Genomic DNA, 12,636 nt, shown 5'->3' with positions numbered 1-12,636 from the left:
CCGCCGACCGCGAGCGCCGCTCGCACGCGCTGCTGGCGCTGGCGACCGACGCCTACTGGGAACTCGACGCCGAGCACCGCCTCGTCGCCGCGATCCACCAGCGCAGCGCCGAGCAGCCGCTGGCGCCCGGCGACAGCCTGGGCAGCGTGCCCTGGGAGCTGCCGCAGTTCCTGTGCGACGCCGAGACCCTGGACCTGCTGCGCGCCGACCTCGACGCCCGTTCTCCGTTCCGCGACCGGCTGGTCCACTGGCAGGCCGGCAACGGCCGCCGGCTGTCGCTGCTGCTGAGCGGCGAGCCGCGGCGCGACACACGCGGCAACTTCCTCGGCTTCTGGGGCGTCGCACGCGACATCACCGAGGAACTCGCCGCCCGCGAGGCGCTCGCGGCCACCGAGACACGCTACGAGGAGCTGTTCGCGCGCATCCCGACGCCGCTGGTGCTGCACCGCAAGGGCCGGGTGCTCGACGCCAACCCGGCGGCGCTGGCGCTGCTGGGCTGCGACACGCTGGAGACGCTGCTCGGCCACGAGCTGCTGGGCGCCTACGAAGCCGGCGAGTCGCGCGAACGCGAGCGCCGCCGCTTCGACGAGCTCGACGACGCCCCGGTGGGTGCCGCGCTGGCAATAGGCGACTTCAGGCTGCAGCCGCGCGGCGGCGAGCGCCTGTCGGTGCGCGCGATCTCGGTGCGTGTCGACGCCGAAGGCGGGCCGGCGACGCTGTCGATCTACGCCGACGACACCGAGCGCCACGCCGCCGAGCAGACGCTGCGCCGCTCCGAGGCGGTGCTGACGCACCTGTTCGCCAGCAGCCCCGAGCTGATCACGCTGACCGACCTGTCGACCGGCCGCTTCACGATGGTCAACGACACCTTCGCACGCGTCACCGGGTTCCCCGCCGCCGACGTCGCCGGGCGCACGCCGATCGAGATCGGGCTCTGGCTGCACGAGGACCAGCGCCGCCGCTTCGCCGAGCAGATGCAGCGCAGCGGTACCGCCAGCGACGTGCCGGCCGAGTTCCGCGCACGCGACGGCCGCGTGCTGTCGATGCTGGTCTCGGGCACGCGCTTCAGCGTCGAGGGCCGCGACTACCTGGTGGTCAACGCGCGCGACGTGACCGAGGCCGAACGCAGCCGGCGCGAACGCGAGGCCATCCTGGACAACGCCTCGATCGGCATCGCCGTGACACGCGACGGCCGCTTCGTGCTCGCCAACCGGCGCTTCGAGCAGATGTTCGGCTGGCCGCCGGGCGGCCTGGTCGAGCGTGCCGCCACCGCGGTCTGGCCGGGCAGCGACGAGATCGTCGAGATCGCGCGTGGCACGCTGCCGGCGCTGGGCCGCGGCGACCCGGTGGAGATCGAGCGCAGCGGCTTGCGCCGCGACGGCTCGACCTTTCTCGCCCGTATCGTCGTCAAGGCGGTCGACCCGCTGGACCCGGCCCGCGGCGGCGCGCTGTGGATCGTCGAGGACGTCACCGAGCGCCGCGAGTTCGAACGCAAGCTCGCCGCCGCGCGCGACGCCGCCGAGGCCGCGAGCCGCGCCAAGAGCGCCTTCCTCGCCAACACCAACCACGAGTTGCGCAACCCGCTCAACGGGATGATCAACCTGGCCAAGCTGGCGCGCGACCCGAAACTCGACGAGGCACTGCGCCGCCAGTACCTGGACCACATAGCCGAGAGCGCGCAGTCGCTGGCGGCGATCGTCTCCGACATCCTGGACGTCTCCAAGATCGAGGCCGGCCGCATGGAGCTGGCCAACGAACCCTTCGACCTGGTCGAGCTGCTGCGCGGCGCGCAGCGTGTCTACACGACGATGGCCGCGGCACGTGGGCTGGCGCTGGAGTTCGACATCGGCCCCGGGCTGGACGGCAGCGTCGTCGGCGACCCGCTGCGTGTGCGCCAGATCGTCACCAACTTCATCGGCAACGCGCTGAAGTTCACCGGCGAAGGCCGCGTCAAGCTGGTCGCGCGCCGCGTGCCCGGCGGCCGCGTGCGGCTGGAGGTGCACGACACCGGCCCCGGCATCGACCCGGCGACGCAGGCGCGGCTGTTCCGCCCGTTCACGCAGGCCGACGAGTCGACCACGCGGCGTTTCGGCGGCAGCGGCCTGGGGCTGTCGATCTGCCGCGAGCTGGCGACGCTGATGGGCGGCGAGGTCGGCGTCGACAGCGAACCCGGCTCCGGCAGCGTTTTCTGGGCCGTGCTGCCGCTGCCGCGCAGCCTGGCACCGGTGGCGACGGCCATGCCGCCGGCCGCGGCCGCCACCAGCCCGGCGGCACCGCGTGAACTGGCCGGCGCGCGTGTGCTGATGGCCGAGGACAACCCGGTCAACATGATGATCGCGGTGGCGCTGCTCGAGCGCTGGGGGCTGAAGGTCGAGCAGGCGCTGGATGGGCGCCAGGCGGTCGAGGCGGTGGAACGCGCCGCCGCCGCCGGCCGGCCTTTCGACCTGGTGCTGATGGACGTGCAGATGCCGGTGATGAGCGGCTACGAAGCCACGCGCATGCTGCGCTACCGCGAAGCCGGCCAGCGCCTGCCGATCATCGCGCTGACCGCCGCCGCGCTGGTCAGCGAACGCGAAGCCGCGATCGCCGCCGGCATGGACGACTTCCTGACCAAGCCCATCGACGCCGACAAGCTGCGCGAGACGCTGCAGCGCTGGCTTCAGGCGGCGGACTGAGGCAACAGCCCTCGCGCGTGAAATCGCGCTCGGGCCGTCGGCAGGCGTACGCCGCCTTCCGGCGCCGTACGTCCGGCCTCAGTCCAGCGTCACCTCGGTGCGCACGGTGCCGGCACGGTCGGCGCTGGCGGTGAGCGCGATCGCGGCGCCGCGCGGGCCCTGCACCACCCATTCGACGACGGCACGGTCGGCGGTGATCTCGCGCTGCGGCAGGAAAGCCTGCAGCGACTGGCGCGGCGCGTGGCCGTCCAGGTGCGGGCCTTCGATGCGCTCGCGGCCCGAGATCAGCGTGCAGGCCGGCGGCAGGTGGATCTGGAACACGGTGCCGCGCACCGTCTTGCGCTCGAGCGCACGCTTGGTGACGTTGGACGGCAGATAACCTGCGTTGGCCACCGCCAGGCGCACGCGCCAGGTGTCGGGGCCCAGGGCACGCACCTCGGCACGCAGCAGCTCCAGCTTGGGCAGCGACAGCGCCAGCTGCGTCAGCCAGGCCGGGAAACGCGCCGCCTCGCGCTCGCGCAGCGCCGGCGGCGGGTTGCGCCAGAAGTTCATGCGGTCCCAGCCGCCGAGTTCGACCATGCCCAGCTGCGGGTGGCGGAACGGGTACCAGTCGACGTGCGCCTGGCCGCCGCACTGCTCGTCGCTCCACTTCAGCAGCTTCAGGTCGTCCTCCGCCGGGTGGTCGCGGTACCACTCGATCCACTTGTAGTCGGTGATGCCGGCTTCCTTGTTCGGCGCCCAGATCTCGACCGTCCAGAAGAGTGCGCCCAGGTGCTCGTAGACCCAGTCCTGGGTACCGGTGATGACTTCCTTCGGGTGGTACTTGAAGTCGTGGAAGCTGCTGATCGCCGGGTAGCCGGTGAGGCGCGCGCCGATGTCGGACAGGCGCTTGTAGATCCACAGGTCCTCGGGCGTCATGTCGTCGTCGGACTGGGTGCCCATCGGCCGCAGGATCACGCCGCTGTGGGTGTGGAAGCTGACCGCGGCGCCGACGTTGGGGTGCTGCACGAGGAAGTCGACCATCGCCCGCACCTCGGGCTCGCTCGCCGGGTAGGGGCCGGCGCCGGTCTGCTCGAACTCCTGGCGCCAGTAGGCGGGGAAGTTGCGGTTCAGGTCCAGGCCTTCGGGGTCGCGGTTGGCGCTGATGCGCACGCCGTCGAAGTGTTTCAGCGTACCTTCTGGGATGAGTCGGTAGTAGTCACCGCCGAACTCGCCGGGTTCGCGCGCGACCATCAGCCGCGGCTCGGCGGCGTGTTTCTTCCAGGGGCCGTGCGGGTCCGGCACGCGCATGTAGAGGATGCGGCCGTCGCCGTCGACGTCTTCCACCGTCAGGCCGTCGACCGGTTCCTCTTCGTACGGGTAGGGCCGGGTCGACGAGCGGATGTGGCGCGGCCGGTCGGCGAGCGCGAGTTCGGCGCCGTCGGGGTTCAGCCGCGGGCAGATGTAGACGGCACGCGTGTCCAGCAGCTGGCGGATCTTCTCGTCGCCGGCGTCGTAGCCGGTGACGAGCTGGTGCAGCCAGTACAGGCAGGCGGTGCCGGCGGTCAGTTCGGCGGCGTGGATGTTGCCGTCGACCCAGAACGCGGGTTTGTCGCGGTCGGCGCCGGTGTCGGCGTTGCTCAGCACGACGAGCTGGATCTCGCGCCCTTCGTGGCTGCGGCCTATGGTCTCCAGGCGCACGAGCCCGGGGCGGGCGGCGGCGTAGTCGGCCAGCAGGCGCGAAAGCTCGGCGTGGCGGTAGAAGACGTCGAAGCGGGGAACGGGTACGGGCGGCATGGGCGGGCGCGGCGGCTCAGGACCGCGGCATTGTGGCCTGCGCGCCGCGCTCGCGCGCCCCTCAGGGCCGGTGGCGCTCGCCGTGCACGAAGACGCGCAGTTCGCCCGGCGCGAACGCCGTCCAGGGCTCGCCCGCGGTCAGCGGCTCGGTGGCGACGACGGCGACACGGTCGCCGGGCTGGGTCAGCGCGGCGAAGTCGACCGTCAGGTCCTCGTCGGCCAGCGTGGCCGCGCCGAAGGGGTGGCGGCGCTCGAGCGAATGCAGCTGCGTCGAGCAATGCGCCCACAAGGCCTGGCCGTTGGACAGCAGCAGGTTGAAGGTGCCGTGGCGCGCCGGCAGCGGCAGCAACTCGGCCAGCGTGCGGCTCAGTTCGTCGACCGAGGGCACGTCGGCATGCGCCTTGTCCAGCTCCTGCATCAGCCAGCAGAAGGCACGCTCGCTGTCGGTGTCGCCGACCGGCGTGAACGCACCGTGCAGCCGCGGGTTGAAACCCTTCAGGTCGCCGTTGTGCGCGAACACCCAGTAGCGCCCCCAGAGCTCGCGCACGAACGGGTGGGTGTTCTCCAGCGCCACCCGGCCCTGCGTCGCCTTGCGGATGTGGGCGACGACGTTCAGGCTCTTGATCGGATAGTGCTTGACGAGTTCGGCCACCGGGCTGGAGCGCGCACCGTGGTGGTCGATGAACTGGCGCAGGCCGCGGTCCTCGAAGAAGGCGACGCCGAAGCCGTCCTTGTGTTCGTCGGCGCGGCAGGCCAGACCGGCGAAGCTGAACATCACGTCGGTCGGCGTGTTGGCGTTCATGCCGAGCAGCTGGCACATGGTCAGAAGGTGTGGAAGAACCTGGCGTGCCCGCGACGGGGTGCAGCCGGGTGTCGGGCAAGGCGCGTCGCGCAGCCGGTACTCCATGTACCGGCAAGCGGCGCAACGCCGCCCGGCGCCCGGATGTGCCCCGTACCGCAGGGGCGAGCCGACAAGCGACCCCGAGGCGGTGCCGGCCGCGCTGCGATCAGCGCCGAGACGTCGTCGCGCCGTCGCACGTTCGGGGTCGCTTGGTGGATCGACGCGGGCATGGCGGGTTCTTTCACACCTTCTTACTCGAACATCAGCTTGGTGATGCCGCGCCAGGTCAGCAGGCGGCCGGGGTTCTGGCGCTCTTCGAGCACCGCGCTCATGCGCCGCAGGATGCGCGGGCTGCGGCGCGCGCGCCAGACGACGAGGTCGGCGAGCCACGGCCGGTGGTTCACGTGCGAAGCCTTCTCGTAGAGCTCGAAACGCGGCTTCAGCCCGGCGAGCGCGGCTTCGTAGCGTGCGCGCACCGCGGCGTCGTCGCCGCCTTCGAGCAGCGCGGCAGCGGCCAGCAGGCCGGTCTCCATCGCCTTGCCTATGCCTTCGCCGGAGAAGGCGTAGGTGCTGCCGGCGGCTTCGCCGGTGACGAGCAGGCCGGGGCGCGACCAGCGCGCGCCGCCGAGCGAGCAGCGCAGCGGCGCACCCTTCAGCTCGCCCTGGGGCGCACCGTGCCGCATCAGCTCGGCCGCCGGCGCATGCACCTCGCAGAAGGTGTCGAGCATGCGGCGCAGGTTGATCTCGCGCATGCGCGCGCGACCGCCGAGCTCGGTCGCATGGCTGCCGGTCAGGCCGACGCCGATGTTGAAGACGCCGTCGGGGCCGGGGAAGATCCAGCCGTAGCCGCCGCACAGGCGCGGATGCCAGACGATCTGCAGCTCGCGCAGGCGCTCGGCCAGCTCCGGGTGGCGCACGTAGCCGCGCAGCGCGACGCCGCTGGGCGCGCGGCGCTCGCAGACGCCGGCAGCGGCCAGCGCCGTCGCGGATGCGCCGGTGGCGAGCACGACCCAGCGCGCCGCGATCTCGTGTTCGCCGCCCGGCCCCTTCAGGCGCGCGCCGACGACACGCTCGCCGTCGGCCAGCGGGGCGATGAAACGCAGCGGCGTCGCCAGCCGCGCGCCGGCGCTGCGTGCGGCGCGGCAGAGGATGTCGTCGAGCTGCCGGCGCGGCAGCACCGCGAGCTGGCCCGGCACGTCGACATGGCCGCCACGCGGTGCGACGCAGCGCACGTGGGCGGCGCGCAAAGCCTGGTCCATCACCTCGTCGTGCACGCCGAGCACACGCAGGGCCGCGTGCGCGTCGGGGATCAGGCCGTCGCCGCAGACCTTGTCGCGCGGGAAGTCGTGCTGGTCGACGAGCAGCACGTCGCGCCCGGCCTGCGCAAGCGTGCGTGCGCAGGCGCTGCCGGACGGGCCGGCACCGACGACGAGCACTTCACAGGCATCCGCAGGCACGGTGGAAGACACCCGATCGATTGTAGGCAGCGCCTGCAGCAGCACCCCGCTTGCGCGCACTCAACACGGGAGGCCTCTTCGGGCGCAAGATGGATGCGGCTGCGTCGCTGAGCCTGTGCGAGGAGAAGACGATGTCCACCCACCTGACGGCGGGCCAGCAGGCCCTGCTCGAAGCCGCGCTCGTGCAGCGCCAGCATCAGCTCGACCGGCGGCTCGAGGACCACCACCGCGGCCTGTCGCGGGTCGAACACGCGCGTGAGCTGCGCGAGCAGGACCACGACGACCAGCCGCAGCGCGAGGACGAACGCGACGTCGACATGGCGCTGTCCGACCTGGAGCTGCGTGAAGTCGGTGCGGTCAGTGCGGCGCTGCGCCGGCTGCACGCCGGCGACTACGGCCGCTGCGCCGACTGCGACGCCGAGATCCCGTTCGACCGCCTGAAGGCCGAACCCTGGGCGCTGCGCTGCGTCGCCTGCGAGGGCCAGCGCGAGCGCGCGCCGCGGCCTTAGGACGCCGCCTTCACCTTCAGCCGCCAGGCGTGCAGCAGCGGCTCGGTGTAGCCGGAGGGCTGTTTCGTGCCCTTGAACACCAGGTCGCTGGCGGCCTGGAAGGCGGCGCTGTCCTTGGCGTGGCCGGCCATGGCGCGGTAGGCCGGGTCGCCGGCGTTCTGCGCGTCGACGACCTTGGCCATGCGCTTGAAGGTGGCGCGCACACGCGCCTTGTCGACGACGCCGTGCTCCAGCCAGTTGGCGATGTGCTGGCTGGAGATGCGCAGCGTCGCCCGGTCTTCCATCAGGCCGACGTCGTGGATGTCGGGCACCTTGGAACAGCCCACGCCCTGGTCGACCCAGCGCACGACGTAACCCAGGATGCCCTGGGCGTTGTTGTCCAGCTCCTGCTGGATCTCGGCCTCGCTCCACTTGGCCTTCTTGACGACCGGGATCGTCAGCAGGCCTTCGAGCAGCGCCTCGCGTTCGGCGTCGACGTCGGTCTTCTCCAGCGCCTTCTGGATCTTGAAGACGTCGACCTGGTGGTAGTGCAGCGCGTGCAGCGTCGCCGCGGTCGGGCTCGGCACCCAGGCGGTGTTGGCGCCGGCCAGCGGGTGGGCGATCTTCTGCTGCAGCATCGCCGCCATCAGGTCGGGCATGGCCCACATGCCCTTGCCGATCTGCGCCTTGCCGCGCAGCCCGCATTCCAGCCCGACGAGCACGTTCTGGCGTTCGTAGGCCTGGATCCAGGCGCTGGTTTTCATGTCGCCCTTGCGCAGCATCGGCCCGGCCTTCATCGCGCTGTGCATCTCGTCGCCGGTGCGGTCGAGGAAGCCGGTGTTGATGAAGGCCACACGCTCGGCGGCGGCGGCGATGCAGGCCTTGAGGTTGACGCTGGTGCGGCGCTCCTCGTCCATGATGCCGAGCTTGACGGTGGCGCTGGGCAGGCCCAGCAGCGCCTCGACGCGGCCGAAGAGTTCGCTGGCGAAGGCCACCTCGGCCGGGCCGTGCATCTTGGGCTTGACGATGTAGATCGAGCCGGCGCGCGAGTTGACGATGCCGCCCGCGCCGTGGCGCTGCAGGTCGTGCAGCGCGATCGTCGTCGTCACGACGGCGTCGAGAATGCCTTCGGGGATCTCGCGCTGCTCGTCGCCGAACAGCACCGCCGGCGTCGTCATCAGGTGGCCGACGTTGCGCACGAAGAGCAGCGAGCGGCCGTGCAGCACGACCTCCTCGCCGTTCGGGCCGGTGTAGCGGCGGTCGGGGTTCAGGCCGCGCGTGAAGGTCTTGCCGGCCTTGGTGACCTCTTCGGTCAGCGTGCCCTTCAGAATGCCGAGCCAGTTCGAGTACGCCAGCACCTTGTCGGCGCCGTCGACGACGGCCACCGAGTCCTCGAGGTCGAGGATGGTCGACAGCGCGGCCTCGACGACGAGGTCGGCGACGCCGGCCGGGTCGGCGGCGCCGATCGTCGTGCCGCGGTCGATGCGCAGGTCCAGGTGCAGGCCGTGGTGCCCGAACAGCAGCGACGACGGGCTCGCCGCATCACCCTGGAAGCCGACGAACTGCGCCGGCTTCTTCAGTGCCACGGTCCTGCCGTCCTTCAGCGTCACGACGAGCTGGCCGCCTTCGACGCGGTAGCCGGTGGAGTCGACATGCGAGCCCTTGGCCAGCGGCACGGTGCGGTCGAGCACGTGGCGCGCGTATTCGACGACCTTGGCGCCGCGCACCGGGTTGTAGGCGCCGGCGCGTGTGGCGCCGTCGGTCTCGGGCAGCGCGTCGGTGCCGTAGAGCGCGTCGTACAGCGAGCCCCAGCGTGCGTTGGCGGCATTGAGCGCGTAGCGCGCGTTCGTGATCGGCACGACGAGCTGCGGGCCGGCCTGCTGCGCGAGTTCGCTGTCGACGTTCTTCGTCGTCGCCTTCACCCTGGCCGGAACCGGCACCAGGTAGCCGATCTTCTCGAGGAAGGCGCGGTACTTGGCCATGTTCTTGATCGGCCCCGGATGCTTGGCGTGCCAGGCGTCCAGTTCGGTCTGCAGCCGGTCGCGCTCGGCCAGCAGCGCGGCGTTCTTCGGCGACAGGTCGGCGACGATGGCGTCGAAACCGGCCCAGAAGGCGGCGGGTTCGATGCTGGTGCCGGGCAGCACCTGGTCCTCGATGAAGCGGGCCAGCAGCGTGTCGACGTGCAGTCGGTGGAAAGTCGTGCGCATGAGTCAGCGTTTCAGGAAGGGAAGAAGGACAGGACGTCGCGCAGGCTGCTGCCGGTGCGCGTCGGGGCGGTATCGAAGGGCTCGGGCGGCAGGCCGGCACGGTTCACCCACAGCGTCGTGAAGCCGTACCAGGTGGCGCCGAGCGCGTCCCAGCCGTTGCTGGAGACGAAGAGGATCTCGCGTGCCGCCAAGCCCAGCGTGGCCGGCGCCAGCGCGTAGGCCGCCGGGTCGGTCTTGTAGCGCTGCGCCGGCTCGACGCTGATCACGTGCTGCAGCAGCGGCGCGAAGCCGGCGCTGCGCACCGCGACCGCCAGCATCTCGGGGTCGCCGTTGCTGAGGATGGCCGCCGGCACGCCGCGCGCTTTGAGCGCCTCCAGCACCTCGCGGTTCTCGGGGAAGGCGCTCAAGTGCCGGTACTGGTTCATCAGCCGGTCTTCGGCGGCGGCGTCCAGCGCCAGCCCCAGGCGCTGCGCGGCATAACGCAGGCCGGCACGCGTCAGTTCCCAGAACGGGCGGTAGCGGCCGCTCATCGACACCAGGCGCGTGTAGTCGATCTGCTTGTCGCGCCACAGCCGGGCGAGCGCGTCGCCGTGGCCCGGGAACAGCTGCTCGGCCAGCAGGCCGACGCTGTAGACGTCGAACAGCGTGCCGAAGGCGTCGAAGACGACGGCGCGGGGCAACGGAGGGCGGCTTGACATGGAAGGCCAATCTAATCGCAAGACCGGCGGCGATTGAGTACGCCAAAGTTCCAAGTGCTGTGCAGCGGACGCACGAAAGCGGGCGGATTCGAACCTTGTTGAAACAGGCTGGCTATAAGATGGCCATCCACTTAGACCCCTGGCATCACGAATCGCGGCCATGGCCCGCCTGAAACAGATCGAATCCTTCGTCGCCGTTGCCACCAAAGGCAGCCTGACCGCCGCGGCCAACGCCGAAGGCGTGGCGCCGGCCGTGATCGGGCGGCGCATCGACGCGCTGGAGGAGCGTCTCGGGGTCAAGCTGATGCTGCGCACGACGCGGCGCATCACGCTGACGCACGAAGGCAGCGCCTTTCTCGAAGACAGCCAGCGCGTGCTGGCGGACCTGGCCAACGCCGAAAGCAGCGTCAGCGCCGGCGGCGTCAAGGCCAGCGGCCATCTGCGCATCACCGCGCCGGCCGGCTTCGGGCGCCGTCACGTCGCGCCGCTGGTGCCGCGTTTCCTGGCCGAACACCCGGACGTGAGCCTGTCGCTGAACCTCAGCGACCGCGTCGTCGACATCGTCAACGAAGGCTTCGACTGCGCGGTGCGGGTCGGCGACCTGCCCGACTCCAGCCTCGTCAGCGTGCGCCTGGCCGACAACCGCCGCCTGTGCGTGGCGACGCCGGCCTATCTGCAGCGTGCCGGCGTGCCGGCGACCCCGGCCGACCTGGCGCGCCACGAATGCCTGACGCTGTCGTCCGACGCCAGCCAGACACGCGGCTGGGGGTTCATCGTCGACGGCCAGGTCGAACACCTGCGCCCCAGCGGGCGCCTGGACTGCAGCGACGGCCAGGTGCTGCACGACTGGTGCCTGGCCGGGCTGGGCATCGCCTGGCGCAGCACCTGGGAGGTGCAGCAGGAAGTGGCCAGCGGCCGCCTGGTGGCGGTGCTGGAGGCGTTCGCCGCGCCGCCCAACGGCATCTACGCGGTCTTTCCGCAGCGCCGGCTGCTGCCGCTGCGCGTGCGGCTGTGGATCGACTTTCTCAAGCACAGCTACGGCGACCCCGGCTACTGGGCCCGGGCCGCCGGCTGATGCTTCAGGAGGCCTTCTTGCCCGACAGGCACTCGCTCATGAACGCCTTGCGTGCGTCGCCGGTCTTGCCGGTGGCTTCGGCGTTGCAGGACTTCATGCGTTCCTGCTGCGTCTGCTTGGCGGCGGCAGGCTTGGCCGACAGGCATTCCTTCATGAAGGCCTTGCGTTCGTCACCCTTCTTGCCGGCGGCATCGGCGTTGCAGGTCTTCATCTTGCTTTGTTGTGCCGTCTCGGCCGCCAGCAGCGGGCCGCAGGCCAGCAGCGCCGCCAGTGCGGCGGCCATCGTGGTCATCTTCATGTTGTATCTCCTTGATCGGGCATCGGGGCCCCAGTCAATTGGATCAGAGCGCCAGGCCCCGGGCCAGGGGGAGCCGTGCACGTTTTCGAATTCGCCGCTTGTGGCCTGGCGCCGCGGGCCGGAAGATAGGCGCCCATGATCTCGTTGGAGGGGGTGCCGTCTTCGCTGGTGGCACGCAATCAGAGCTGGGTGCGCCAGCAGGCCCAGACGCTGGTCCGGCATCTGCCGGCCAACGTCGAGAAGGCGGACCTGATCCAGGTCGGCCTGATCGCGGTCGCGCAGGCCTCGCTCAGCTTCGTCTGGGAAGGCGACCGCGAGTCGCCCGAGGCACGCGAAGCCTTCGCGCGCTACGCGCGCCAGCGCGTCAAGGGCGCGATGATCGACGAGCTGCGCCAGATGGACGTGCTGACACGCGCCCAGCGCCGCAAGATCAAGGTGCTGCAGATCGCACGCGAACGCTGGCGTTCGACCAACGGCGGCGAAGCCGGGCTGGCCGAACTGGCGCGGCTGTGCAAGATGGACATCGAAGAGATCGCGCTGCTCGAGCAGCTGGCGCAGGCCAGCCAGCAGCGCAGCAGCAGTGGCGGCGGCGACGAGGACGAGCCCGAGTTCGCCGAACGCCACCACCCGGCGACCGAGAAGGACGAGGTCGAGGCGCGTGTCGACACCGCGATCGTGCTGCGCCGGCTCGAGGCTTTCTTCGCCCAGCTGCCCGAACGCGAGCGCCAGGTCATAGACGCCTACCTGGGCGTCGGCATGTCGCCGGTGGAACTGGCAGCCTCGCTGAAGGTGACGCCGTCGCGTGTCTCGCAGATGTACCACGGGCTGCTGCGGCGCATGGCGGTGCGCTTCGGCAACGTGCCGCACCAGCGCGCCACCGACCGCGCCCGCCGCCCGGGCCGCGCCGACATGGAGGCGTTGGTCGTGCAGCGCGAGCAGGAACTGCAGTCGCACCCGGAAGCCGGGCCGTGGGGCGAGATGATGGAAGACGTGCTCGTCTCCCCCGCCGAACGTTTCGGCATCCGCATCGACGTGCCGCCTGGGACGCGCTGGTAGGTGCGGAACGGGCACGCGCCGGAGGCACGTGCTCGTTTAAGCGCTCTGGTAGGCGCGTTCCCCGC

The 12,636-nt window shown here is 71.2% G+C and carries 10 protein-coding genes; 4 read left to right on the top strand and 6 right to left on the bottom strand.

All coding sequences use genetic code 11. The features are described from left to right. The coding region (locus CKO43_RS17975) for a PAS domain S-box protein (RefSeq protein WP_200379441.1) at positions 1-2,675 on the top strand (2,675 nt) is incomplete at its 5' end. Positions 2,676-2,753: 78 nt separating this feature from the next. Here the strand turns inward: CKO43_RS17975 and CKO43_RS17970 are convergent. From CKO43_RS17970 to CKO43_RS17960, 3 genes are all read right to left on the bottom strand, one after another. Next, positions 2,754-4,451, bottom strand: a complete 1,698-nt coding sequence (locus CKO43_RS17970) for a M14 family metallopeptidase (protein WP_200379440.1) — start codon at positions 4,449-4,451, stop codon at positions 2,754-2,756. A gap of 61 nt (positions 4,452-4,512) precedes the next feature. After that, positions 4,513-5,271, bottom strand: a complete 759-nt coding sequence (locus CKO43_RS17965) for a class II glutamine amidotransferase (protein WP_200227821.1) — start codon at positions 5,269-5,271, stop codon at positions 4,513-4,515. A gap of 272 nt (positions 5,272-5,543) precedes the next feature. Further along, the gene (locus tag CKO43_RS17960; protein ID WP_200379439.1) at positions 5,544-6,761 is read right to left on the bottom strand and encodes a geranylgeranyl reductase family protein; all 1,218 of its coding nucleotides are present in this window, start codon (positions 6,759-6,761) and stop codon (positions 5,544-5,546) included. 119 nt (positions 6,762-6,880) lie between these two features. On the opposite strand from CKO43_RS17960, the gene CKO43_RS17955 reads away from it, so the two are divergent. Further along, complete coding sequence (locus CKO43_RS17955; RefSeq protein ID WP_200227817.1) at positions 6,881-7,258, top strand: TraR/DksA family transcriptional regulator; 378 nt, start codon at positions 6,881-6,883, stop codon at positions 7,256-7,258. Here the strand turns inward: CKO43_RS17955 and CKO43_RS17950 are convergent. Next, positions 7,255-9,444 carry a malate synthase G gene (locus CKO43_RS17950; RefSeq protein WP_200379438.1) on the bottom strand — a complete coding sequence of 730 codons (2,190 nt, stop codon included), beginning with the start codon at positions 9,442-9,444 and terminating at the stop codon, positions 7,255-7,257. The genes CKO43_RS17955 and CKO43_RS17950 overlap by 4 nt on opposite strands. A gap of 11 nt (positions 9,445-9,455) precedes the next feature. Beyond that, on the bottom strand, positions 9,456-10,142 hold the full coding sequence (locus CKO43_RS17945; protein ID WP_200227813.1) for a haloacid dehalogenase type II: 687 nt from the start codon (positions 10,140-10,142) through the stop codon (positions 9,456-9,458). A 160-nt stretch (positions 10,143-10,302) separates the two neighbouring features. Between CKO43_RS17945 and CKO43_RS17940 the strand changes: the two genes are divergently transcribed. After that, complete coding sequence (locus CKO43_RS17940; protein WP_200227810.1) at positions 10,303-11,217, top strand: LysR family transcriptional regulator; 915 nt, start codon at positions 10,303-10,305, stop codon at positions 11,215-11,217. A gap of 4 nt (positions 11,218-11,221) precedes the next feature. Here the strand turns inward: CKO43_RS17940 and CKO43_RS17935 are convergent, their stop codons facing one another. Continuing rightward, positions 11,222-11,515 (bottom strand): PsiF family protein, encoded by a 294-nt coding sequence (locus CKO43_RS17935; protein WP_200227808.1) that lies wholly within the window; start codon positions 11,513-11,515, stop codon positions 11,222-11,224. Between the two features lie 135 nt (positions 11,516-11,650). On the opposite strand from CKO43_RS17935, the gene CKO43_RS17930 reads away from it, so the two are divergent. Beyond that, positions 11,651-12,571 (top strand): sigma-70 family RNA polymerase sigma factor, encoded by a 921-nt coding sequence (locus CKO43_RS17930; protein WP_200227806.1) that lies wholly within the window; start codon positions 11,651-11,653, stop codon positions 12,569-12,571. The last annotated feature ends 65 nt before the right edge of the window (positions 12,572-12,636 follow it).

It is taken from the genome of Rubrivivax gelatinosus (assembly GCF_016583785.1).
GTDB lineage: Bacteria > Pseudomonadota > Gammaproteobacteria > Burkholderiales > Burkholderiaceae_C > Rubrivivax > Rubrivivax gelatinosus_B.
The sequence above is the reverse complement of the archived record's forward strand: the minus strand, read 5'-3'. Positions and strand labels throughout refer to the sequence as shown.

Coding starts and splice junctions, on each gene's coding strand:
- CKO43_RS17970 (WP_200379440.1), bottom strand. CDS start 4,451: ATGCCGCCCGTACCCGTTCCCCGCTTCGACGTCTTCTACCGCCACGCC.
- CKO43_RS17965 (WP_200227821.1), bottom strand. CDS start 5,271: ATGTGCCAGCTGCTCGGCATGAACGCCAACACGCCGACCGACGTGATG.
- CKO43_RS17955 (WP_200227817.1), top strand. CDS start 6,881: ATGTCCACCCACCTGACGGCGGGCCAGCAGGCCCTGCTCGAAGCCGCG.
- CKO43_RS17950 (WP_200379438.1), bottom strand. CDS start 9,444: ATGCGCACGACTTTCCACCGACTGCACGTCGACACGCTGCTGGCCCGC.
- CKO43_RS17945 (WP_200227813.1), bottom strand. CDS start 10,142: ATGTCAAGCCGCCCTCCGTTGCCCCGCGCCGTCGTCTTCGACGCCTTC.
- CKO43_RS17940 (WP_200227810.1), top strand. CDS start 10,303: ATGGCCCGCCTGAAACAGATCGAATCCTTCGTCGCCGTTGCCACCAAA.
- CKO43_RS17935 (WP_200227808.1), bottom strand. CDS start 11,515: ATGAAGATGACCACGATGGCCGCCGCACTGGCGGCGCTGCTGGCCTGC.
- CKO43_RS17930 (WP_200227806.1), top strand. CDS start 11,651: ATGATCTCGTTGGAGGGGGTGCCGTCTTCGCTGGTGGCACGCAATCAG.